Genomic DNA, 23,067 nt, shown 5'->3' with positions numbered 1-23,067 from the left:
GTCCATCGTCGCGCATTGCGGATATCTCGTGTCGTGGGTGTCCCCCCGGGCGAACGGGAAGCCGAATTCGAATACACCTCGTGCGCGCTCCGGCACGATGGGATACCGGGTCGGGGCAGGGTACGTTCGCGCAGCCTCCGCAGGAAACACCCTCCCGAAAAAAGTTTCCGGAAATGTCGATCGCCGATCGCCCCGTTCGACGAGTAGACAGGAGAGATCGAATCGCGGTCTCCGACACGAAGGGAACCCCATGAAATACATGCTGGTGATGCGCTCCACCGATGCCGCAATCGAAGCGTCGAAGAACATGGACTTCAACGAGATCGTCAACGCCATGGGCCGGTACAACGAGTCGATGATCAAGGCGGGAGTCCTTCTCGCGGGTGAGGGTCTGTCGGATCCGGAGGAAGGATTCGTCGTCGATTTCGACTCCGACCCGCCGTTGGTCACCGACGGCCCGTACGGGGAGACCAAGGAACTGTTCAACGGGTTCTGGATCCTCCAGACGTCGAGCAAGGAAGAAGCCGCCGAATGGGCGAAACGCTGCCCACTCGGGCCGGGAACCAAGCTCGAGGTGCGCCGGGTGGCCGAGGCCGAGGACTTCGATCAGAACAACGAATACGTCCGCAAGGAAGCCGAATGGCGCGAGCAGTTGGGCACCGACAAGCCGGCGGTCGGCTGACGCGATGAACGGAACGGTGTCGCACGGCCCCGACAACGCACGCCGCGTTGTCGAGGCCGTGTGGCGGATGGAATCCGCGAAGATCGTTGCGGCGCTGACCCGCACGGTCGGCGACCTCGATCTCGCGGAAGACCTTGCCGGGCAGGCGGTGGTCGAAGCGCTCGAGCAGTGGCCGGGCACCGGGGTGCCGCGCAATCCGGCGGCGTGGCTGACGTCGGTCGCGACGAGACGAGCGATAGACGGATGGCGTCGCCGAGGCCGGCTCGACGAGCGCTACGCGCACCTCGCACGTGAGCTGAGAAACGATGCCTCGGAATTCGACCGCGACGTGTGGGACCCCGACCGGATCGACGACGACGTGCTGCGACTGATGTTCGTGGCGTGCCATCCGGTGCTGAACCGGAACGCACAGGTCGCGCTGACCCTCCGCGTCGTCGGGGGCCTGAGCACCGACGAGATAGCGAAAGCGCTCCTCACCCGCACCAGCGCCGTCCAGCAACGGATCGTCCGGGCCAAGAAGACTCTCACCGCTGCCCGGGTTCCCTTCGAAGTGCCCGGCCGAGAAGAGTTTCCGGTCCGGCTCGGTGCTGTACTCGGGGTCGTCTACCTGATCTTCAACGAGGGTTACGCCGCGAGTTCGGGTGAGGAATGGATCCGCGCCGATCTCGCCGACGAGGCGTTGCGGCTGGGCCGGATTCTCGCCGAACTTCTCCCCGACGAACCCGAAGTGCACGGACTGGTCGCACTGATGGAACTGACGGCGTCGAGGTTCGCCGCCCGCGCGACGCCCACCGGCGAACCGATCCTCCTCGCCGACCAGGACCGCACTCGGTGGAATCGCGCCCAGATCAATCGCGGTATCGCCGCACTCGAGCGCGCCGACGCCATCGGGCGGGGCCGGGGACCGTACGGGCTCCAAGCGGCGATAGCCGAATGTCACAGCCGGGCTCTCACTTTCGAGGACACGGACTGGGACCGGATCGTCCTGATCTACGAGATCCTCGCCCGGGTGGCTCCGTCCCCGGTCGTCGAACTCAACCATGCGGCCGCACTCTCGATGGCCCGTGGCCCGGCGGTCGCGCTCGAACATGTGGACAGGCTCGTCACGTCCGGCGCACTCGCCGGATACCATCTGCTGCCCAGTGTCCGCGGCGAGTTGCTCCGGCAACTCGGCCGCACGGTGGAAGCACGCGGCGAACTCCTCGAGGCGGCGCGCCTGACCGGCAACGAACGGGAGCGTGCTGTGCTCCTGGCGAAGGCGGAGGAAGTCCGGGAGTCCTTCGATCGCTGAAGGATCAGCCCTGTGGGCTCAGTTCGGCAAGCGCCTCGAGTTGCTCGACGTAGTGTCCGGCCGACGTGGCAGCGATTGTCACCCCCGCCACCGTGGCGCCCGCATCGCCGATCCGTCCCAGCCGGTCCCGGGTCCGGGACGGATCCCCCAGAGGATCGACGGGACGTCCCGTACCCAGCACGACGTCGAAATCGGGCGGCAGGTCCGCCTGCGACAGCATCCCGGACAGCGCGTCGAGATCGAGTCCGAACGGCACCCAGCCGTCGCCGAGTTCGACTGCTCTGCGCAACGATCGGCGTGTACAGCCCCCGACCCAGACGGGCACCTCGGTGCGGAGCGCGTGCGGATCCACCACCAGTTCCGAGAACTCGAAATGCGGTCCGGCGTACGAGGGCCGCTCCCGGCCCCAGGCTGCGCGCAGGGCGCGGAGCGCGTCGTCGGCGATGTCGCCACGCCCGGCGAACTGCGCGCCGAGGAGATCGAATTCCTCTGCGAGGCTGCCGACTCCCACACCGAGGACGAGCCGTTCACCGCTCAGCCGGTCCAGAGTTCCGTACCGCTTCGCGATCTCGAGTGGGTGGTGGTACCCGAGCACGACCACATGCGTGACCAACCGGATGTTGCGCGTGTGCGCCGCGAGGAATGCCAAGGTGGCGATCGGATCCCAGTAGGTCGCACCACGTTGTGCTGCAACAGCAACCGGCACGGCAACGTGTTCGCTACACGTCAGGTGGTCGAATCCGAGGCGATCGGCCGCCTGCGCGATTGCGACGAGGTCCTCGACGCCCGCGTCGGCCTCCCAGTCGGCTGCGACGCCGGGTACGCGCGTCAGGATGGGGCTGGTGATACCGAGACGCACGGTCATCGGGCACTCCGGACGGCCACCGCGCGCAGACCGCGCGTTCCGAGCAGGTCAGGTGTCATGCCGGCCACGCTAGCCGGGCGAGGGGGCCCCATAGCCACCTCCGTCCCGGTCAACGGACGTGTGCGCTCAGGTCGTCGCTGCCGGTGGTCGCGAGGTCTCGGGGAATGAGCCACCACGCCACCAGCCCGCCGATCAGTGTGAGCACCGCCGCGACGATGCTGGTGTCCTGCACGGCCTGCGTGAACGCCTCCTGGCTGCGTATCAGCAGCGCAGCGGACTCCGCATCGGATGCGGCGTTCAGTGCGGCGGTCGCCGATGCGAGCGAATCACCCATCGGTTCCCGGAGCCGGTCGGGAAGGGTCTCGAGGTCCAGGTGCACGCGGTACATCGCAGCGACCAGCGAGCCGAGCAGAGCAATGCCCAGCGCGACACCCAGTTCGTACGCGGTTTCCGACACGGCGGAGGCGGAGCCCGCTCGTTCTCTCGGTACGGCGCCGACGACCGTATCGGTCGAGACGGTCATCGCGATGCCGACGCCGAGTCCCACGATGGCGAGGGCCACACCGATACCGAGATATCCGGAGTCGTCGAGCACCCAGGCCATCACGAACAGACCGAATGCGGCCAGGAAGAGGGAACCGGCGATCGCGCGGCCTCGTCCCAGTCGCGCGACGATCCAGGCGACCATCACGATGACGGCAAGCGAGGCCAGCGTGCTCGGCAGTTCGGCCAGGCCGGCTTTCAGCGGCCCGTAGCCACGGACGAGTTGCAGGTACTGGGAGAAGAAGAACAGCAACCCGACGAGCGAGAAGATCGCCAGCGTGTTGGACATGACGGCACCGGTGAAGGCTCCGTTGGAGAAGAGGGTGACGTCGATGAGCGGGGTCGTCAGGCGCAGTTGGCGACGCACGAACCACGTGCCCGCAGCCAGAGCCACCACCACAGCCAGGATCACGAGGGCCGACAGACCTTCGGACACAGTCTGTTTGACGGCGAAGACCAACGGCACGATGGTCGCCACGGACAGTCCTGCCGAAAGGAGGTCGATGGGTCCCGCCGCCGGGTTCTTCGACTCGGGCAACAGAAAGACGCCGAACACGACCAGCACGACCATCACGGGCACGTTGATGAGGAACACCGACCCCCACCAGAAATGTTCGAGCAGAGCGCCACCGACCAACGGACCGACTGCACCACCGGCGACGGCGCCCGCGGTCCACACCGCGATCGCCTTGGTGCGCTGCCGATCGTCGAGGAAGATGTTGCGGACGATCGACAGCGTCGAGGGCATGAGGGTGGCACCCGCGATGCCGAGGAGTGCGCGGGCAACGATGAGCAGATCTGCGGACGGTGCGAATGCCGCGAGCAACGAGGCCACCCCGAACAGGGCGCTACCGATCAGCAGCAGTCGTTTCCGTCCGATGCGATCGGCCACGTTGCCCATCGTGATCAGCAGGCCGGCGAGCGCGAACGAGTAGATGTCGCCGATCCACAGCACTTGCGTCGCGGTCGCGCCCAGGTCTGCGGACAGTGCGGGGACCGCGAGGCTCAGGACCGTGCCGTCCACTGCGAGCAGCACCACCGCCAGTGTGAGGACACCCAGCGCGGCCCATTCGCGCACGCCGGCGCGTGCCGTGGGCGCGGCACCGATCCGATCGTCCGGGTTCTCGTCCATCTCGCCACTGTTCACGAGATTTCACTGTACCGTCCGTTTGGACTGTTATAGAGATCGTATGGTCGGTGTATGGTGCGGGCCACCCGACGGAAGGAAATCGATGGCATCAGGTACGACCGGCCGGGATGCCCCGGCCACCCGGCGAACGCTGCTCGAGGTGACCTCGACGATGATCGGCGACCGCGGCGACAGCTTTTCTCTCGCCGACGTCGCCGCTGCCGCCGGCGTCTCGAAAAGCGGATTGATGCACCACTTCGAAAGCCGCGACGCCTTGCTGCGTGCGGTCGCCGAGGACGCCATCCAGCGGTTCCGGGACGACGTGCACGCGCGAATAGACCTGTCGGAAAACCATCCGGGAAAGGTGCTCCGGGCGTACGTGCACGCCATGTGCGACTACGTGACGGACACACCCAACGGGGCGGCCCGCCTGCGGATGTACGCGACCCTCCACTCCGTTCCCGGTGTCGCGGAACTTGTCGCCGAAGACCATCGCTACTGGACTTCCCTGCTCGCGGGCGACGGACTACATCCCGACCGCGTGCGCATCGTCCACCTGGCCGTGGAAGGTCTCGACGGTGTGTTCGGCCTGGGACCGACCACACGACCCGAACAGGTCGAGCAAGTACGGGATCTGCTGGTCCGCCTGACGGAGACGAACGGCCCACTCGTCTGAACATCGGGTCCGGGTCAGGGTTCGATCCGGGTCAGGGTTCGAATCGATAACCCCGGCCGGATTCGGTGATCAGATGCCGGGGCCGGGCCGGGTCCGCCTCGAGTTTCCGGCGCAGTTGTGTCAGATAGACGCGCAGGTAATGGTTTTGACCCACGTAGGTCGGTCCCCACAACTCGGTGAGCAACTCGCGCTGACCCACGAGCTTGCCCCTGTTGCGCACGAGCATCTCGAGCATGCCCCACTCCGTGGGGGTCAGATGGACGTCGGCACCGTCGCGAGTGACTTTCTTGGCAACCAGATCGACGGTGAAGGTATCCGTTGTCACGACAGGTTCGGGAAGCTCCGGTGATGCTGCGCTCCGCCGGACGGCGGCGCGGATGCGGGCGAGGAACTCCTCCATCCCGAAGGGTTTCGTGACGTAATCGTCGGCACCGGTGTCGAGGGCGGCGACCTTGTCCGCCGCGTCGGTCCGGGCGGAGAGCACGATGACGGGGGCGGTGTTCCAGCCGCCGGCGTGGGTGTCGATCCGGCTCACGGCCCACACCGCCGCCGGATATGCGAGACCGACGATCGCGGTTAGGGCGACCAGCACGATGGCACCGGCCTTGAGTTGCCGCACGAAGCCGAGCACGAAATTTCCTTGACTCATGTCTTTCACCCGATTCCAGGAACGAGACGAACGACGAGGTCGATCAGCCAGATGCCCACGAAAGGGGTCACCACGCCGCCGACCCCGTAGACCAGCAGGTTGCGCCCTAGCAGCGACGACGCAGCGGCGGGGCGGTACCGCACGCCTTTGAGTGCGAGTGGGATGAGCGCGACGATGACGAGCGCATTGAAGATCACCGCCGAGAGGATCGCGGACTGTGGCGTGGCGAGTCCCATGATGTTGAGCGCAGCCAGTTGCGGATAGATGCCACTGAACAGCGCCGGGAGGATGGCGAAATACTTCGCGAGGTCGTTGGCCAGCGAGAACGTCGTCAAAGCGCCACGGGTGATGAGCAGTTGCTTGCCGATCTCGACGATCTCGATCAATTTCGTGGGATCGGAGTCGAGGTCGACCATGTTCCCCGCTTCCTTGGCCGCGCGGGTTCCCGCCGTCCTGATGCTTCGGTGGGCAGCCTCTACGACCGACTCGGCGACGTCGCGGGGATGGCGTCGCCGAGCCATTGGGATCGAGTCCGGGGGAGGCCGCTGGTCCCGTCGTCTGCGGGGCGCACGGCCAGCACCTGGTGGATGGTGAGCCTGCCGGACTCCTCGAATCCGAGCGCGCTGGCGACGAGATACAGCAGCCAGGTGCGTGCGCGCTCCGCACCCACGGAAGCGACAGCGTCGTCCCACGAATCCTGCAGGCTACGCACCCACGCGCGGAGCGTCAGCGCATAGTGCTCACGCAATGCCTCGCTGTCGCGCACCTCGAGACCGACCTGTTCGAACGCATCCAAGGTGCGGCTCAGCGGCAGGATCTCCCCATCGGGAAAGATGTAGTTCTGGATCAGGCCGGGCTTGTCGTTACCTTCGGGATCTCGTGTGCGGACCGCGGCGATGGCGTGGTTCAGCAACCGGCCCTCTGGCCGCAACAGACCGTGCAGGGTGGCGGCGTAGGTGGGCAGTGCGGCATCACCGACGTGCTCCGACATCCCGATGCTCGAGATCGCGTCGAACGGTCCGTCGTCGACATCGCGGTAATCCTGGACACGGAACTCGAGCCGATCCGACAGGCCCGCCTCCGCCGCTGCTTTGCGTGCCCACGCCGCCTGCTCGCGGCTCAGCGTGATTCCGACGACCTCGACGCCGTAGTGGCGGGCAGCGTGAATCGCCATCGATCCCCATCCGCAGCCGACGTCGAGCAGGCGCATTCCGGGCCGCAGACCCAGCTTGCGACAGACGAGGTCGAGTTTGGCGTGCTGCGCGGCGTCGAGACCGTCTGCGTTCTCGTCCCAGTACGCACACGAATACACCATGCTCGGGCCGAGAAAGATTCTGTAGAAGCTGTTTCCGACGTCGTAGTGGTGCGACACCGACGACGCGTCACGGGCGATACTGTGTTTGATGCCGCGCCGCCGAGACACCTCGACCGCAGGCGGTCGCGGGCGCAACCCGACGCCACCGAGCCGGGCCAACTCCCACACGCCGCCGAGCGCCCGGCGTGCGTCGCGGAGGTCGAACGCCCCGAGCCGGTTCACGAGCCCGGGCAGCGACAACAGCGCGTACACGTCGCCGTCGATCTCGAGGTCGCCGGCGATGTAGGCGCGCACGAGACCGAGTTCCCCCGGCGACCACAGCACTCTGCGGATCGCGCGGCGGTTGCGGAACACCACCGTCGCGGGCGAGTCCGGCCCACTGACGGAACCGTCCCAGCATCGAACCCGCACGGGCACTGGGATACCCAGGATCTTTTCGAATGCGTCTCGGACCCGGACGGCTGCGGACCGCTTGGTGTCGGCGTTCATCGCTCGACGGTAAACGACACGAGGTCGGGCGTCTCCCGATCCGGAAAGTCGGCCCGAACGTGCTTACGATTAGAGTGCCGCAGTTCCGAGTTGTCCTAGCCTGCTCACGATCCGTGCGATATCGACGGGAAGCCGAGCACCGCCGACGAGGCTGTCCACCGACGTGTCCGCGAGAAAAATCGGAGTCACGTCTCGGTCATAGAGCACGTCGACGACGTTGGCGAAACGCTGGGCAGGTTCCCTCCCGACGGTGCGAAGATCCGGCACACCGTCGATCACCCAATCGGAGTGGTTCGCCGCGAGCGCGAGATAGTCGACCGGTGCGGTGGTAGTTCCACAGAGTTCGCCGAAATCGAACCAGAGAGAATGTCCCGTGGCCCGGCGGACATGCACAGGGTGGCCCGCCGGGGTGAGGATTCTCCGCTCGTCGGGGTGTGGTGAGCGGAGCCCGAGACGAGCACGTTGTTCGGCCGTTCCCGGCGAGACCCACCACCCGGCGGCGAACCCCGCCTCGTGCCGGGACGTGGTGCGGTAGTCGAGGGCACCGTCGATCTCGACGACCGCCAGGGAACTCTCGATCAATTCGACCGTGGGGAGGAAGTCGTCGTGGAACAGCGGATTGGGAAGCAAGGACCGGGGCGGGTAATTCGAGGTCAGAACTACCCGGATGCGCCGGTCGAGAAGCGCGGGCATCAACCGGGCGATGAACTTTCCGTCCGCCGGGTCGTGAACATGGAATTCGTCGAAGCACAGTAGATCCACGTCGTGCAGCAGTTCGTCCAAGGCAGCCGAAAGGTTGCTGCGGTGTCGCCGGATCGCGAGATGCAGATCACGGAAGAACTCGTGGAAGTGGATGCGCTTCTTCCGGTCTGTCGGCACTGCGGCGAAATATGTTGCCATCAGCCAACTCTTGCCCCTGCCCACGGGACCCCAGAGATACACGTTCCGGTCGGAGTCCGCGAGGACCTCGGCCGCACGCTGTTGTGCGGCGTCGACAGCGAAGCCCAATTCTTGTGCAGTCGTGTCGAACACCGACATGGTCACCCCGAGCGCACGACGAGGCGGTGGTGTTCCGAATCTCCTGAGCACGGTCGAACCGTAGCGCCCGCGGGGGGCGGAGAGACCGAGATTTCACTCACGCTCGTCGCGGGTGGCCTCCCGGGACGAGTCGGGTTATCGTCCGCCCGCGGCCGTGAGCAACCGGGCGGTGAGTTCGTCGACGCGCGCGGCGATGTCGTCGCGGACCAGACGCATGCGCTCGATCCCGTCGATACCGCGCTCCGACGGTTCGTCGGTGTTCCAGTTCTCCACGACGACGGTGGCGGGCGCGTCGACGCGGGCTTCACTGCCCAGCGTGACGACCAGGTCCACCTCGCTCAGGAGATGCGGATCGATCGGCTTGGGATACTCGCCGTCGGTCGGTGCGCCCACCTCGTCGAGTACCTGCACCGACAAGGCGTTGAGGGACGATCCGGGCGCTGTGCCGGCCGAATGGACGGCCACGCGGTCGCCGGCGGACTTGCGCATGAGCGCTGCGGCCATCTGGGACTTTCCGCCGTTCTTCACACACACGAACAGCACCGAAGCAGTGGACAAGATGGAAGGTCCTTTCCGGCGAGGCCCATTTGACGCGTTGTATCGATGAACGTCAATATAGACGTATGTCGAATCAGTTGTCGAGCGTGGTCGCGCCTTGCTGCCCACCGATCGGGCGTGAGCCGTTGTCCTCCGAGCGAGCCGCCGACCTGGGCCGGGTGTTCAGAGCGCTCGGGGATCCGGTGCGCTTGCGAATGCTCAGCATGGTCGCGAGCCACGAGGGTGGCGAGGCATGCGTGTGCGACATCAGTCCCGCATTCGATCTGGCGCAGCCCACTATCTCCCACCACCTCAAGGTGCTGCGCGAAGCCGGGTTGCTGGACTGTGAGCGTCGCGGCACCTGGGTGTACTACCGAGTGGTACCCGCCGCTCTCGAAGAACTGTCTGCGGTGCTGGCAATCGAATCCGGAGTGCTGCCCGCCTCGTCCTGCTCGCCGAGCGACCCACTCCAGGAGACTCTCTCGTGACCGCCACCACCGGACGTCCGCCGGTCGTCGGCAAGATGTCCACACTCGACCGGTTCCTGCCCGTATGGATCGGCGTCGCCATGGTCGCCGGTCTCCTGCTGGGCCGCATGATCCCCGGACTCGGGGACGCATTGAGCGTCATCGAGATCGACGGCATCTCCTTGCCGATCGCGTTGGGTCTGCTGATCATGATGTATCCGGTGCTGGCGAAGGTCCGCTACGACCGCCTCGACACGGTCACCGGTGACCGCACACTGCTGATCTCGTCGCTGGTGCTCAACTGGGTGCTCGGCCCCGCCCTGATGTTCGCGCTTGCGTGGTTGCTGCTCCCGGACCTGCCGGAGTACCGCACGGGCTTAATCATCGTCGGACTGGCGCGGTGCATCGCGATGGTGATCATCTGGAACGACCTCGCGTGTGGTGATCGGGAGGCCGCTGCCGTGCTGGTCGCGATCAACTCCGTCTTCCAGGTGATCATGTTCGCCGTGCTCGGCTGGTTCTACCTCTCGGTGCTACCCGGGTGGCTCGGACTCGAGCAGACCACTCTCGACGTCTCGCCGTGGCAGATCGCCACATCGGTATTGATCTTCCTCGGTATTCCGCTGGTCGCCGGTTTCCTGACGCGGCACTTCGGCGAGAAGGCCAAGGGCCGGGAGTGGTACGAGACCCGGTTCATTCCGAAGATCGGCCCGTGGGCGCTGTACGGTCTGCTGTTCACGATCGTCATTCTGTTTGCGCTCCAAGGCGACCGGATCACGTCGCAGCCCTGGGATGTCGCGCGGATCGCGTTGCCGTTGCTGGCGTACTTCGCTCTCATGTGGGGCGGTGGCTACCTGTTCGGTGCCGCCGTGGGCCTCGGGTACGAGCGCACCACGACGCTCGCATTCACCGCTGCCGGCAACAACTTCGAGCTGGCGATTGCGGTGGCGATTGCGACGTTCGGCGTCACCTCTGGACAGGCACTGGCCGGAGTGGTAGGCCCGTTGATCGAGGTGCCTGTACTCGTTGCGCTCGTGTACGTCTCGCTCGCGCTGCGAAAGCGGTTCGCCCGAGCGTCCACGTCCACCGCATCCTGAGCGGCGACGGAAATCGGCAGTTCACCGAGCCCCCGGGGGTTGAGGTGTCAGCAGCACGAAGTCGATTGCTCCGCAGCCGTGCGGTTGTCGCCGTCGGGCTCGGTTGCGGCAGACGAGGCTGCCGACCCGCAACACGCCGCCCCACCGGAGTTTTCGTCCGCGAGCAACGTGGGGCTCGTGCCGAAGGTCTCGCTGTCCGCGAGAACGGTGTAGACCTCCCACTTCTCTCCGTCCGGAGCGGTGGCCCACACCTTGTCCTGCGTGGCGAAACAGCACGTGGTGCCGATCTCCTCGTCGGTAAACAACCCGGCGTCGGTGAGCCGGGCGATCTCCTCGTGCACCTTTTCGCTGGATTCGACCTCGACACCCAGGTGATTGAGCGAGCCACCCTTGCCGGGATTCTCGAGGAGCACCAACTTGAGAGGCGGTTCCGACAGGGCGAAGTTCGCGTAACCGGGCTTGAGCTTGTTCGGTTCGGCGCCGAACAACTTCGAATAGAACGCCACGGCCTCGGACAGGTCGTCGACGTTGAGGGCTAGCTGAGCGCGGGACATGAGAACCTCCACGTGTGAGACATACATCGAATTAGCGGGTTCCAGTGTGGTCCACCTTTTTGACATATGTCAAGGAGGTCGGCAGAATAGTCCCATGCCCAAGGCTCTGCCCGTCGTCGACATCACCACACCGATCTGCTGCGACCCGGTGTCCGCCGCCCCGATGAGCGCCGGCTCCGCACTCGAAGTGGCACTGCGCCTCAAAGCCTTGGCCGATCCGACCCGCATCCAGCTGATGTCCATCCTGCTCACCGACGCCGCCGGCGAAGTCTGCACATGCGACCTCGCCACGGCCGTCGACCTGGCAGAATCCACCGTCAGTCACCATCTCGGGCAGTTGCGCAAGGCGGGGATGGTGGAATCCACCCGCAACGGAATGAACGTCTACCACCGCGTCCGGACGGACGCGCTCGAGGCACTGCGCCTCGTACTGGACCCGAACTGCTGCACCTGACAGCGGCGAAATGCGGGCTCAGATGATGGCGCCCTCGAAGATGACGCTGTACAGGCCCAGTGCGATAAAGGTGACGACGTAGAGCGCACCCCGGATGGGGTCTCCCTGACTTGCGCCTTCCTGAAGCCACGTGATGATCTCGACCGATCCCATGTCCCGCTCCTGACGTCGTAGTGACAGCCTTCACCGAGCAAATCGGGGACGAACACCACGTTGTTACAAGTGGTTTCGTCATGTGCGTGATTCACTGCGAAAGCCGGTGACCACGGTGTGTACTGGACTCGGGATGCCGAGCAAGCGGACCGAACTCCGCAGAAGCTGAAGGCGCAGACCTACGGCAAGGATCGCAACGTGAAAACCATCCGCGAATCAATCGAAATACATTGCCGCACAATGCCAGAAATCCATCTGTCACAGCCTCGGCGGTGGCCGTGAAAATCGGGGTGGTGGGAGTCGGCGCGGTCGGATCGGCTACCACCCTTGCCCTGCTGGGCCGGGGGTCGGCCAGGGAAGTCGTACTGGTGGACAAGAACGTGAAGCGGGCACAGGCGGTGGCACTGGACATGCGCTACGGGACGCCACTGGTTCCACCGGTCGATGTGCGCGCCGGTGACGGAGACGATCTCGACGGCGCGGATCTGTTGATCATCACGGCGGGGGAGAACGAAGCTGCCGGTGGCGCGACCGATCGGAGCGACCCGACAGGCCGGCTGCGACTGCTCGAACACAATGCCGCGGTATATCGCGACCTGATCCCCGGACTTGTCACGACAGCACCGGACGCCACCATCATGGTGGTCACCGACCCACCGGACCCGCTGGCCGACCTGACCCGCGCACTGGCCGGTCACGATCGGGTGTTCTCCACCGGCACCGTGCTCGACAGCTTGCGCTTCCGCGTCCACCTCGGCGAACACCTCGGTGTCAGTCCAACCGACATCCAGGCGTTCGTGATCGGCGAGCACGGCACCAGCGAGGTGCTGCTCTGGTCATCGGCCACCGCCGCAGGAGTGCCGGTGCTCGACCTGCTGGCCGAGCAGGGTCAGCAGATTCGCGACCAGGTAGAAAACGAAATCCGTTTTGCCAACATCAACATCATCGAGGGGATCGGGGCGAGCCAATACGGTATCGGCGCGGTGAGCGCACGCCTTGCCGAAGCTGTCCTGCGCGACGAGCGGGCTGTGTTCACCGTCGCCGGATATCACCCGGAGTACCGAGTGACGATGTCGTTGCTTTCGGTGCTCGGACGTGCCGGAGTGAGTCAGATGCATCAGCCCCCGATGACGGAGCAGGAGCGCGCCGCGCTCGAAGCCAGCGCAGAGACGCTGCAACGCGCGCTCGCGACGATTCTGTGATCGCAGAACTCGCTATCGTTCGAAGTGTTGGGTGGCAGTTCGAGGCAGAATGCTGCCTGGCGACGGAATGGTGGGGTTGTTGCGCCGCGAAGCGGCAGTGTGGGGGATGGAGGACTGGTGGATTCGGCCGAGGCTGCGGTTGCCCACGTACGTGCGTTGACTGCGGGGGAGAGCATCGGCAAGTCGATGCGGGTGACCATGCATTTTCATCCGGACGCTCCCTACAGTGGAGGGTCGACGCTGTCCGCAATCGCCGAGCGCGGCGCTTATCTCTCGCAGTTCGAGACGAATACGGGCAACGGTGGACTCACGGCGTTCGCAGGTGGTGACCGGTGGCGATGGGAAAGCCGGATGTTCGGTGGTGTCTACGACTCCCGGCCGGCGTCGGATCGTCCCAAGTACGGCTCCCTCGACCGTCATTGCGACGGCTACGGGGGTTCGCCGCGGTTCGGGTCGTCGTACTTCGTGCTGGCTGAACACACTCTCGAGCGCACAACGTTCTGCTTTCCCGACAGCGTGCACGAACCACAGTTGTTCGGGACCGCGGAGACATCGAGTCATCTGCTGCAGGCCGACGCGGTGACCGAGTTCGACGATCCGCTCGACCACTACATCGAGGCTCATGTTCACGGACCCATCGACATCGAATGTGATGTCGAGGCACTGGTTCTGGACCCGAGCTACCGAGGCACTCGGTTCGAGGATGTCGCCAGGACGATGCCCTGTGCTGTTCTGTGGCACGACGGCTACAGACTCGCGATAGAGCAAGTCGAGACTCATCCGGAGTACCGAGGGAATGCGGTCGTCGAGGTGGCTCGATCGGTCGCCCGACAAGGATGGATCACGCCGTATTCGCTCGGGCCTGCTCGGGTAGGGAACGTCGACCCACAGGATCTGAAGAAAGTGTGGCATTACGTCGCCCGGTACGGCCGGAGAGCATCTGCGAGGTGACGGGCCGGTGCGCCTATGTCGAAGTCGCTGACAAGGATTGTGATTCGTCCGCCCGAGTACACCCGTGCGGCACTACCCTCGCGTCATGATCACGTGCGTTGTGGAGTACACGATCGACCCGGCGAAAATCGACGACTTCGAGCGTTTCGCTCGCGCATGGATCGCGCTCGTCGACAAACACGGCGGTACCCACCACGGATACTTCCTTCCCGGTGAGGGTGCCAGCGACCGGGCGCTCGCTCTCTTCTCGTTCGAGTCCCTCGCCGCATACGAGCGGTACCGCGCGTTGTTCGATTCCGACGACGAGTTTCGCGCCGCCGACGAGATTCGCGACCGAAGCGGGTGTGTGCTCCGCTACGAGCGCACCTTCATGCGGCCGATCTTCGACGGCAAGCTGCCCTGAACCCCTGCGCGGAACACGACCGGGCAAATCAGGCACGGTCATGTCACCTGTGCCCGTTCTCATTGCTTCAAACCTTTTGGGCGGTAAACAAAACCGGCGATCTTGTGAACAGGCCGGCAAAGCGGACGAAACATTGTCTCGATAGCTTGAGCACTCCGACACCGACCGGAGGTTCACTGTGCCCGAACAATTCTCACGGAGTGCCGCAGAACTTCTCACGAAAGGGCTCGGCCGTCGCCGGTTCATTCAGAGCGTGGCAGCGATCGGTGCCGGTGTCGGTGTCGCGGGGGTCGCGGCGTGCTCGGACGCATCAGCGGGGCCGACAGTGTCCTCGCCCGCTCTGCCGTATGCCGGCGGCATTCCGATCCTGCAGCCTGGTCAGGGCAACCGGTCCGGCGACGTATACCTGGAATCGCTACCCGACCAGGTGCTCTGGGGCTACGTGCCGAACGTGCACACCAGTCCGGTTGTGCGGATGAAGTCGGGACAAACCATCACCATCGACACCGTCTCACACGAGGGAATTCTCGAAGACCAAGGCCGCAATCCTGTCGACTTCTTCGGTACCAAAGGTGTCGCCGCCGACGACGTGCTCCAGGATGCTGCCGCCATCGCCGCTGAGTACAACCGCACACCACGTGACTTCGGCAAGGATGGACCCCACGTGGTCACCGGACCGGTCTTCGTCGAAGGTGCCGAGCCCGGCGACGTCCTCAAGATCGAGACATTGGAGGCCGTTCCCCGCGTCCCGTACGGTGTCGTCTCCAGTCGACACGGCAAGGGTGCGCTTGCACGGACCAGCGACGGTGGCGCGCCCGCGGGTATAGACATCGCAGAGGTGATGCCGCCGGTCTCCACGGACGGGCGATCCGGTCCCGATCCCACATCGCACGGCAACGTATCGGTGTTCACGTCCATCGAGAACGGCTTGGGCGTCATGCCCTTCGGTCAGAACTCCCGCGTACGGTTCCCCCTCCGCCCGTTCATGGGCATGATGGGCGTGGCATTTTCCACCGACGCCGATCCGACCTCACCCAACTCGAATTCGATCCCGCCCACACTGGGCGGCGGCAACATCGACATCCGACTGCTGGGCGAAGGTTCGACCTTCTACCTACCCGTCTTCGCGCCCGGCGCACTCTTCTACGTCGGTGACCCACACATGGCGATGGGCGATGGCGAAGTCGCGCTCACCGCCATGGAGGGTTCGCTGCGCGGGACATTCCGGTTGACCGTCTGCAAACCCGGATCGGGAGATGCACCGAGCGTCGCCTCGTATCGATGTTGAGAACATTATCAGAGTGATAATAATGGAGAAAGGTCGCGATGGCGAGCAAATCGACAATTGCCGACGTCGTACTGCATCCGGTTCGGTTGCGGATTGTGCAGCAGCTCGGAGGTCGCCAGCTGACGACCGGCGAACTCCGGGCGGCACTGCCGAGCGTCACCCAGGCCACGCTCTACCGGCACGTGGCGGCACTGATCGACGCGGAGATCGTCACCGTCGTCGACGAGCGCCGCGTGCGCGGGACCATTGAACGAACACTCGCGCTCGGGGAACGCATGGCACACGTCGGGCACGACGATCTCAATGCGATGAGCGACGCAGAACTCCGAAACGCCTTCCTGACCTTCCTGAGCGCACTCGGCGAGAGTTTCGACACGTTCATCGAGAACGAGGATCGAAACCTGCGGAATTACTTGGGTTTCGGCACCACACCGCTCTACGTCACCACCGACGACCTCGCGCAGATCCAGACACGGCTCGCCGAGCTACTCGCGCCGTACCAAACCGACTCCGGCGGGGACCGCACTCGCATCGCCTTGACCACCGCGGTAATTCCCAGTCCCCCAACGATCACCGTCGAGGACGATTGAATCTGCCCGCAACGGTTCGTCAGGGTGCGTCCGGATACTCATCAGGTGTTTCATCTTGTTTTGCAGGTCGTTTCGATATTTTGGTGCTGGTCGGTGTGCCCATTGGCTGTGTGCGCCTCCTATCGCAGATTCCCACGACATCTGTACGGGGACAGGTGAGATGTCCGCTTCGTCACCAACGCCGACAGCGTGTTCCGATCACGAAGCGGTATGTCGAGATGCTCTCCGAGCTGCAGCAGCATCGCCCGTGTGGGCACCGAGCTCGCCCGTCTCCGCAAGCAGATGTTCGAGCAGGACAACGACATCGCGTTCTTGAAAGAGCGCCTCGGCATACTTGGACGCCAATCAACAGAAAGCAGAGCGGGCGCGAGTGACGTGCCACCCGATGCGATCGCTGAGGCAGCAGGTGTGGGCCGTCTCGCGGCACCGTCGCCGGCCGCGCCGAACTCGTGCGCCGGACCCGGGTGAAAATCGCGATCGCGCGGGCTGCCTGAAGAGCGACGAATCTGGCGCAATGCAGAGGCACACCGATGATGTTCTGGTACGCCAACAGCATGAACGGGTGGGGCTACGCGCTCATGGTCTTCGCGATGATCGCGTTCTGGGTGTTAATCGTCCTGGCGGTGATTGCCGTCATCGACTACTCGCCCGGACACCACAGCCACCCCATCCTCACGCCGATACTCCTGAGCAGCTCCTCCCACAGTGGTTGGCCCGCGGCGAGATCGACGACGAATAACACACACCTCGAGTGGCTGCCTGGTAGTAACCGTCCCTGCGAGGTGTGCATTCACTCTGGGTACTTCGCTCTCGTCTCAGCGAGGGTCCGTCATTGCGGAGACGGCGCCATCTCCGGACCGTAGGCGCACCGGGATCCCGGCGGGATCCTGCGGCACCTCGATGGTGCTTGTGCCCGTCGCCGAGACGGCGTCCACCGCGTAACCGCCCGGGCCCGTGACCAGCGTGACGTCACCGTAGCGGGAGTTCAGATCGACGGCGGCACGGGTGTCGGTCACCGTCAGATCGCCGAACTTCGAATTCCCTTGGACAACAGTACCGTACGGGACGGCGATCTCGTATCGGGCGACGCAGGTGGGGCTGCCGACGGCAAATCTATCGGGGCAACTCGCGCTGATAATCAGACCGGACCCGTCGGTGTCGATGCGTTCATCGGGCTTGTCGCCGTCGGTGAACTCGAAGGAACGTCGGATCTCGATGTCGTCGCGGTCGGAGCCGATCACCTGGGCGCTCAGGGCCGCGGTGGTGACACCGAGTTGTTTCGCGCCCGCATCATCGAGATCGAGTGTGACGGAGGTGATCGCGCCGCTGTAGGTGTCGCTCCGCTGTTCCTGACTCGCGGAACCGGCGGTGCATCCGGTGAGTACAAGAGTCGAGAGTGTCAGTGCCGCAACACCGGCAGAGAGCAGGGATTTCCGGGGCAGGTTTTCAACGGCGGGCATGACGAATCTCCAGTACGAGTAGGGAGGCGGCGACCAACACAGCGCTGATGCCGAGAGAGAACAGTGGAGACGGGCCACTGAGCGAGCCGTCGGTGCGGAGCACGCCCATAACGTCGACGGCCGCGACCCCGTTGAGAACGGCGTACCAGATCACCAGGTAGACCGCCTGGAATACACGTGCGCCCCGTCCGATCGACCCGATCAGCAGTGCAAGGGCAGGGATCAACGCGGCGCCCGCAACCCATGCGGCTACGCCGGTCAAGTCCAGCGTAAGGAGCATCTTGACCAAGGGGCCCACACCGGCGACGGCGGCAATGAGCACACCTGCACTCCACTCGGCGATGAGGCGGATGCGCGGCGAGACACCGCACTCCACAAGGGGGTCGACGCCCTGTTCGTAGGTGAGCGTGCCGAGACGCGACCACAGCAGCACCGGCAGCAACCACGCGAAGAGCAGCGCGGTGCCGACGCGATCAGCGGGAACCGCGAGGGCCGCGACCGTCACGATCGCGAGCGTGAGCCACCACCACCGCGACACACTTCCGAGATGGATACGGACCTCGCCGATCAACAGCCCCAGGAACGCGTGTCCACGCTCGGCCGGGGACAGCCCTCGTACGGTCTGTGAGAACGCGGGTGTCGCCGACGGTCCCGGTGTTGCGGAGGACGGCTGGGTGGAAGTCCTCGATAGGGAAGTCTGCAGCCGTGACGGATCGAACCGAGTGAACCAGAACGACGGCATGACGGCGACGAGCGTCGATGCCGCGATCAATCCCACACTCGCTGCGACGAGGGTCGGGTCGACGTCCATTCCGGACCACGTGAACTGCCCGAGCGCTCCGGGTTCCGCGGTGAGCCCGATCGAGATCTCGTCGTCCATGCCGGGGTGCTGCGCGGCCAGGTCGGTCTGGAACCCCGCAGTGATCGTGCCGTAGATCAGCGGAATCCCAGCGAGGAACATCGACGGATAGACGAAGAACCACAGGATGTTTCCCGCACCACCGCGCAAGAGCGGGATCGTCTCGAACACAACGGCGGCTGCTGCGGCCACCGTCAGGACCGGAAGACAGAACAACACGATCGGAAGCCAGAGCGCAGTCAAGTCGAGGCCCGTGGATTCCCCGCGGAGGAACTGCATCACGGGTGCGATGAAGGCGAGTGCGGCAGCCATCGCTGCCAGCACCATCAGGTTGCTGAGGTACTTTCCCAGCAGATACATCGGAGTACGCAGCGGGGATGCGGCAAGCGTTTCTCCTACGCCGGTGGCGATGTCGCGCGCGATGCTGCTGCGGACGACGTAGAACCCGAACAGTGGCAGCCACAGGCTTCCGATCATCGCGAGCATCATGCCGATGTACGCGCTGTCGTACACTCCCCGGAACGATCCGACCTTGACCATCGCGTACGTGGCGGAGGCGGGCGGGATGGCAACATACCCGAGCGCGACGGCGCCGAGCACGGTCACCAGGAACGCGGGACGCCGAGAACGATCCCGGAAATCTGCCATCGAGACGGCAGTAACCGCGCTGGTCATCGGGTCACCCCGGCAGGTGCGATCGGGGTATTGACCGCACTGACGTACGCGTCTTCGAGGTCGGGCTCGACAGGACGCGCACCCGGGACCGGAGGCGTGTGCGCGACTGCACGAACACGCACGCCCTGTGATGTTCGGACGGTGCGGGTGATCGTCGCTCGCTGCCGGATGTCGGCCACGGCATCGATGGGGACGATCGATTCCCACACCTGACCGTCTGCGGAACGGAGGAGTTCCTCGGGGGTGCCGCGCCTACGTAGTTCGCCGGCGGTGAGGATCGCGATGTCGTCGGCGATGGCTTCGATGTCCGACACGATGTGGGTGGACAGGATGACGATCCGGTCGGATGCCAGATCTCCCAGGAGGTTGCGGAACCGCATGCGTTCCTCAGGGTCCAGCCCGACCGTCGGTTCGTCGACGACGAGAAGTTCGGGGTCGCTCAGAAGCGCCTGCGCGATCCCGACACGCTGGCGCATGCCGCCGGAGAACTTGCCCACCGGACGCGATCCGGTGTCGGTCAGGTTGACGAGTTCGAGCAGCTCGTCGACCCGCTCCTTGGCAGACCGCGTGCTCAGTCCCTTGACTTCGGCGAGATACCGGAGAAACTCCCGGGCACTGAGATTCGGATAGACACCGAAATCCTGTGGGAGGTAGCCGAGGACACGTCGGAGCGGCTCCGGCCGAGCGACGATGTCGGTACCGTTCCACGTGACCGTGCCGGAAGTCGGCCGGGTGATCGTGGAGAGAATCCGCATCAGCGACGACTTGCCGGCTCCGTTGGGTCCGAGGAGTCCGAGAACTCCGGGCCCGATCCGCATGCTGACGTCGGTGACGGCCTGTTTACCTCGATAGGTCTTGGTGACCTTGTTCAGCTCCAGTTGCATGACTACAGCCGACCATTCCGCCGGTGGTGTGGTCACTGGGTCCACGCGGCGGATCGGAGGTGGTGCCAGCACCACCTTTTCGACTGCACCTCACCTCCTCCCGAAACAGCGGCCGCGTCGATAGGCTCACTCGAGTGTCCTCTGCTGAACCGACCTCGGTGCTCGCCGCGATCACACGACGACGCTTCCTGCTGACGGGGTGGCTGTGGCGCTCGCTCGGCTATCTGCTGACCACTGTCCCGGTGGTGTGCGCGGTGGCGCTGCCGTTCGCTGCGTTCTGTGTCCCGTGGTTGGTCCTGATCGTGTGGGCGGGCGACGGCATGTATCCGCAACCGCTCGGCAGGGTGTTGTTCCTCGGTGTTCTCGGCGTGGTGCTGGTGTTCGGGCTCGGCCCGCTGGTGGCGATACCGCTGGCGACTCTGGAACGTATGCGGCTGCGTCTGGTGAGCAGCGATCGGGCGCTCTCGGCGCACCGCGCGCCTCCCGCCGCGGGTCTGTGGCCGTGGGTGCGCACCCGCTACACCGAGGCCGCGACATGGAGGGAGCTCGGATACGCAGTCCTGCTGCTCACCTTGGTTCCCGCGTTGTTGCTCCTGGCCGCGGTGATCGTCGGCCTCATCGTCGTGATGGTGGTAAGCCCCCTGGTGGTGGGTGACGGTAACGAGGCGGTGGCGCTCGGCTTCAGCCAGATCACGTCGGTCGATCAGGCCGTCCCCTACGCGATCGCAGGTCTGCTTCTGCTGCCGACAGTCCCGTACGTGATTGCTCTGATCGCGGGACTGCACGGCGCGCTCGCTCGGTCGTTGCTGTGCGGCGACGATCCGGACGCGCTTCGCGCTCGGCTTGTCGAGGTGTCGCGGTCCCGTGCCCGACTGGTCGATGCCTTCGAGGCAGAACGTCGCAGGATCGAGCGGGACCTGCATGACGGCGCGCAGTCGTTGCTCGTCAACCTCACTCTGCAGTTGGGTATGGCCAAACTCGACCTCCCACCGGATTCCGCCGCCGCGAAAAGTGTGTCGCAGGCGCATGACCAGGCCAAGGATCTGATGGCGGAACTGCGGCAACTCATTCGGGGAATCCACCCCAGGGTGCTCACCGACCGCGGCCTACCCGACGCCCTACGTGAGCTGACCGAGGACTTCGCCGTCCCGGTCGCCGTCACCGCGGAGATCTCGCCACGCCCGGCGCCGGACGTCGAGGTCGCAGCCTATTTCGTGGTGGTCGAAGCGCTCAACAACATCGCCAAACATGCGGATGCGACGGCCGTCGACGTGACGGCCCGGCGCGCCGGGGATCTGCTCGTCGTTGAGATCGTGGACGACGGCTGCGGCGGTGCGGATCCGGAACGAGGGAGCGGTCTGACGGGCCTGGCCGACCGGGTCGCTGCGGTCGACGGCAGAATGCTGCTGTCCAGCCCGCCTGGCGGGCCCACCGTCGTCCGAGTGGAGTTGCCGTGGATCGAGAACTGACTGCCGTGCGAGTGGTCCTCGCCGAGGATGGTGCACTGCTGCGCGAAAGCCTCGCCGCGATGCTCGAACGATTCGGGTTCGAGGTCGTGGCTGCGGTCCCCGATGCCGTGAACTTGGAATCGGCTGTCGCCGAGCACCGTCCGGACCTCGTCGTGACCGATGTGCGGATGCCGCCGGGTTTCACCGACGAGGGGTTGCGCGCAGCAGTGGCACTGCGACGAACCTACCCGGAGCTTGCCGTGGTGGCGTTGAGCCAGTATGTCGAATTGAGTTACGCCGACGAACTCATGGGTGCGGAAGGTGGGCGGGTCGGCTATCTGCTGAAGGATCGCATCGTCGATGTCGAGGAGTTCGTCTCCACTCTGCGTCAAGTGGTTGCCGGTGGCACTGTGATCGATCCGATGGTCATACAGCAGTTGTTCCGTCGCCGGCGGGATCCGTTGGCGCAGTTGTCGCCGCGCGAACGCGAGGTGCTCGCCTCGATCGCAGAGGGACATTCGAATGCGGCGATCGCCGCACAATTGTTCATCACCGAATCGGCGGTCGGCAAGCATGTCGGCAACATCTTTAACAAACTGGTGCTGCCGCCGACCGACGACACGAATCGTCGGGTGCTGGCCGTCCTCGCGTATCTACGCCGGCACGAGCTCGGCTGAGACACATCCGACGCCCGAATCATCCGATGTGTTGATGCCCGGTCTACCGTCCGGGGCTCGCCTGCGTATGCGCAGACGAGCCGGCGATGACATCTGATGCCTGCAGCCAAGGGGCGCAGCTTGCGGCACAGATCCCCGTAGCACGCTTCGAGACCATCCCTGGCGCGGGCTACCTCGTCCCGGACGACACACCCACAGAGCTGACGGCGTCCATCATGCGATGTCCAGCGACGTTGTCTGGTGACTAGTGCCTCGTCAAGCAACCTTGGCCGTGTAATGCGGGTACTCGGTCCACGATCGGATCGGTGAGTCCGGGGCGAACCGGGTCTTCGGCTCGGCACGAGCATTGCGCCACCGCACGTATGCGGCGATCGCAGCGTTCTGCTCGGCATGACTGCGATGATCGGTGCCATTGAGCGCGAAATACCGCAACGCCGCGAACTCGGATTCGATCCAGTTGAGCCACGACCCGTAGGTCGGCAGAAACACCAACTCAACATCGTTGTCGGCGGCCCACCGACGAACACTCTGGTGCCGGTGCGGGGAGAAGTTGTCGAGCACCACATACAACTTCTCCCCAGGCCACCGGGCCCGCAGATAGTGCCCCGTGGAGTGGTGGACTTCGGATCGGCTCTGCAGTAGACGTAGTGATCAACGAGTCGTGCTGGATACTATGCTGTTTCGCTCGAGC

At 65.0% G+C, this 23,067-nt stretch carries 23 protein-coding genes and 3 pseudogenes; 13 read left to right on the top strand and 13 right to left on the bottom strand.

Annotated elements, in window-relative coordinates:
* Window positions 1-250: 250 nt before the first annotated feature.
* On the top strand, window positions 251-682 hold the full coding sequence (locus tag AC0B44_RS17015) for a YciI family protein (protein WP_471904000.1): 432 nt from the start codon (window positions 251-253) through the stop codon (window positions 680-682).
* Between the two features lie 4 nt (window positions 683-686).
* Window positions 687-1,973 (top strand): RNA polymerase sigma factor, encoded by a 1,287-nt coding sequence (locus tag AC0B44_RS17010; protein ID WP_471903999.1) that lies wholly within the window; start codon window positions 687-689, stop codon window positions 1,971-1,973.
* A gap of 4 nt (window positions 1,974-1,977) precedes the next feature.
* Here the strand turns inward: AC0B44_RS17010 and AC0B44_RS17005 are convergent, their stop codons facing one another.
* Both AC0B44_RS17005 and AC0B44_RS17000 read right to left on the bottom strand, forming a co-directional pair.
* Window positions 1,978-2,832: a TIGR03619 family F420-dependent LLM class oxidoreductase gene (locus AC0B44_RS17005; protein ID WP_471904070.1), complete on the bottom strand. Its 855-nt coding sequence runs from the start codon at window positions 2,830-2,832 to the stop codon at window positions 1,978-1,980.
* Window positions 2,833-2,947: 115 nt separating this feature from the next.
* Window positions 2,948-4,528 (bottom strand): MFS transporter, encoded by a 1,581-nt coding sequence (locus tag AC0B44_RS17000; protein ID WP_471903998.1) that lies wholly within the window; start codon window positions 4,526-4,528, stop codon window positions 2,948-2,950.
* Window positions 4,529-4,613: 85 nt separating this feature from the next.
* Here AC0B44_RS17000 and AC0B44_RS16995 point away from each other — a divergent pair, with 85 nt between their 5' ends.
* Window positions 4,614-5,186 carry a TetR/AcrR family transcriptional regulator gene (locus AC0B44_RS16995; protein ID WP_471903997.1) on the top strand — a complete coding sequence of 191 codons (573 nt, stop codon included), beginning with the start codon at window positions 4,614-4,616 and terminating at the stop codon, window positions 5,184-5,186.
* 31 nt (window positions 5,187-5,217) lie between these two features.
* Here the strand turns inward: AC0B44_RS16995 and AC0B44_RS16990 are convergent.
* From AC0B44_RS16990 to AC0B44_RS16970, 5 genes and pseudogenes are all read right to left on the bottom strand, one after another.
* Window positions 5,218-5,721: pseudogene (locus AC0B44_RS16990) on the bottom strand (winged helix-turn-helix domain-containing protein); the annotation flags it as partial.
* A 119-nt stretch (window positions 5,722-5,840) separates the two neighbouring features.
* Window positions 5,841-6,281 (bottom strand): annotated as a pseudogene (locus AC0B44_RS16985) (potassium-transporting ATPase subunit B); the annotation flags it as partial.
* 29 nt (window positions 6,282-6,310) lie between these two features.
* Window positions 6,311-7,639 carry a class I SAM-dependent methyltransferase gene (locus AC0B44_RS16980; protein ID WP_471903996.1) on the bottom strand — a complete coding sequence of 443 codons (1,329 nt, stop codon included), beginning with the start codon at window positions 7,637-7,639 and terminating at the stop codon, window positions 6,311-6,313.
* Window positions 7,640-7,708: 69 nt separating this feature from the next.
* Entirely contained in the window at window positions 7,709-8,728 is a 1,020-nt protein-coding gene (zapE, locus tag AC0B44_RS16975; RefSeq protein ID WP_471903995.1) for a cell division protein ZapE, read from the bottom strand.
* Window positions 8,729-8,812: 84 nt separating this feature from the next.
* On the bottom strand, window positions 8,813-9,235 hold the full coding sequence (locus AC0B44_RS16970) for an arsenate-mycothiol transferase ArsC (RefSeq protein ID WP_471903994.1): 423 nt from the start codon (window positions 9,233-9,235) through the stop codon (window positions 8,813-8,815).
* Window positions 9,236-9,300: 65 nt separating this feature from the next.
* On the opposite strand from AC0B44_RS16970, the gene AC0B44_RS16965 reads away from it, so the two are divergent.
* Both AC0B44_RS16965 and arsB read left to right on the top strand, forming a co-directional pair.
* A complete protein-coding gene (locus AC0B44_RS16965) occupies window positions 9,301-9,702 on the top strand; it encodes an ArsR/SmtB family transcription factor (protein WP_378527153.1) in 402 nt (133 codons plus the stop codon).
* A gap of 35 nt (window positions 9,703-9,737) precedes the next feature.
* Window positions 9,738-10,778 carry an ACR3 family arsenite efflux transporter gene (gene arsB, locus AC0B44_RS16960; RefSeq protein WP_471904069.1) on the top strand — a complete coding sequence of 347 codons (1,041 nt, stop codon included), beginning with the start codon at window positions 9,738-9,740 and terminating at the stop codon, window positions 10,776-10,778.
* A 47-nt stretch (window positions 10,779-10,825) separates the two neighbouring features.
* On the opposite strand, the gene AC0B44_RS16955 is transcribed toward arsB, so the two are convergent.
* On the bottom strand, window positions 10,826-11,332 hold the full coding sequence (locus AC0B44_RS16955) for an ArsI/CadI family heavy metal resistance metalloenzyme (protein ID WP_471903993.1): 507 nt from the start codon (window positions 11,330-11,332) through the stop codon (window positions 10,826-10,828).
* A 94-nt stretch (window positions 11,333-11,426) separates the two neighbouring features.
* On the opposite strand from AC0B44_RS16955, the gene AC0B44_RS16950 reads away from it, so the two are divergent.
* The gene (locus AC0B44_RS16950; RefSeq protein WP_471903992.1) at window positions 11,427-11,786 is read left to right on the top strand and encodes an Rv2640c family ArsR-like transcriptional regulator; all 360 of its coding nucleotides are present in this window, start codon (window positions 11,427-11,429) and stop codon (window positions 11,784-11,786) included.
* A gap of 18 nt (window positions 11,787-11,804) precedes the next feature.
* On the opposite strand, the gene AC0B44_RS16945 is transcribed toward AC0B44_RS16950, so the two are convergent.
* Window positions 11,805-11,939 carry a hypothetical protein gene (locus AC0B44_RS16945; RefSeq protein ID WP_471903991.1) on the bottom strand — a complete coding sequence of 45 codons (135 nt, stop codon included), beginning with the start codon at window positions 11,937-11,939 and terminating at the stop codon, window positions 11,805-11,807.
* A 272-nt stretch (window positions 11,940-12,211) separates the two neighbouring features.
* Here AC0B44_RS16945 and AC0B44_RS16940 point away from each other — a divergent pair, with 272 nt between their 5' ends.
* The 5 genes and pseudogenes from AC0B44_RS16940 (at window position 12,212) to AC0B44_RS16920 (ending at window position 16,373) form a co-directional block, all read left to right on the top strand.
* Window positions 12,212-13,141 (top strand): lactate/malate family dehydrogenase, encoded by a 930-nt coding sequence (locus AC0B44_RS16940; RefSeq protein WP_471903990.1) that lies wholly within the window; start codon window positions 12,212-12,214, stop codon window positions 13,139-13,141.
* A 117-nt stretch (window positions 13,142-13,258) separates the two neighbouring features.
* A complete protein-coding gene (locus tag AC0B44_RS16935; RefSeq protein ID WP_471903989.1) occupies window positions 13,259-14,092 on the top strand; it encodes a DUF3626 domain-containing protein in 834 nt (277 codons plus the stop codon).
* Between the two features lie 85 nt (window positions 14,093-14,177).
* Window positions 14,178-14,495, top strand: a complete 318-nt coding sequence (locus tag AC0B44_RS16930; protein ID WP_471903988.1) for an NIPSNAP family protein — start codon at window positions 14,178-14,180, stop codon at window positions 14,493-14,495.
* 178 nt (window positions 14,496-14,673) lie between these two features.
* Window positions 14,674-15,768, top strand: a pseudogene (locus AC0B44_RS16925) (acetamidase/formamidase family protein); the annotation flags it as partial.
* A gap of 53 nt (window positions 15,769-15,821) precedes the next feature.
* Complete coding sequence (locus AC0B44_RS16920; RefSeq protein WP_059384589.1) at window positions 15,822-16,373, top strand: helix-turn-helix domain-containing protein; 552 nt, start codon at window positions 15,822-15,824, stop codon at window positions 16,371-16,373.
* Window positions 16,374-17,188: 815 nt separating this feature from the next.
* Here the strand turns inward: AC0B44_RS16920 and AC0B44_RS16915 are convergent.
* From AC0B44_RS16915 to AC0B44_RS16905, 3 genes are read right to left on the bottom strand one after another with little or no spacing between them, the layout of a single operon-like run.
* On the bottom strand, window positions 17,189-17,833 hold the full coding sequence (locus AC0B44_RS16915; protein ID WP_378528961.1) for a hypothetical protein: 645 nt from the start codon (window positions 17,831-17,833) through the stop codon (window positions 17,189-17,191).
* Window positions 17,820-19,367 carry a hypothetical protein gene (locus AC0B44_RS16910; RefSeq protein ID WP_471903987.1) on the bottom strand — a complete coding sequence of 516 codons (1,548 nt, stop codon included), beginning with the start codon at window positions 19,365-19,367 and terminating at the stop codon, window positions 17,820-17,822. Before AC0B44_RS16910 ends, AC0B44_RS16915 begins: the two co-directional genes overlap by 14 nt.
* Entirely contained in the window at window positions 19,364-20,251 is an 888-nt protein-coding gene (locus tag AC0B44_RS16905; protein WP_471903986.1) for an ABC transporter ATP-binding protein, read from the bottom strand. Before AC0B44_RS16905 ends, AC0B44_RS16910 begins: the two co-directional genes overlap by 4 nt.
* A gap of 134 nt (window positions 20,252-20,385) precedes the next feature.
* Here AC0B44_RS16905 and AC0B44_RS16900 point away from each other — a divergent pair, with 134 nt between their 5' ends.
* Window positions 20,386-21,720, top strand: coding sequence for a sensor histidine kinase (locus AC0B44_RS16900; protein WP_471903985.1), 1,335 nt, complete (start codon window positions 20,386-20,388; stop codon window positions 21,718-21,720).
* Window positions 21,705-22,376, top strand: a complete 672-nt coding sequence (locus AC0B44_RS16895) for a response regulator (RefSeq protein ID WP_471903984.1) — start codon at window positions 21,705-21,707, stop codon at window positions 22,374-22,376. The genes AC0B44_RS16900 and AC0B44_RS16895 overlap by 16 nt, the downstream gene beginning before the upstream one ends.
* 255 nt (window positions 22,377-22,631) lie before the next feature.
* On the opposite strand, the gene AC0B44_RS16890 is transcribed toward AC0B44_RS16895, so the two are convergent.
* Entirely contained in the window at window positions 22,632-22,940 is a 309-nt protein-coding gene (locus tag AC0B44_RS16890; protein ID WP_471903983.1) for a transposase, read from the bottom strand.
* Window positions 22,941-23,067 lie beyond the last annotated feature (127 nt).

This window comes from Rhodococcus sp. NPDC019050 (assembly GCF_055664235.1).
The sequence above is the reverse complement of the archived record's forward strand: the minus strand, read 5'-3'. Positions and strand labels throughout refer to the sequence as shown.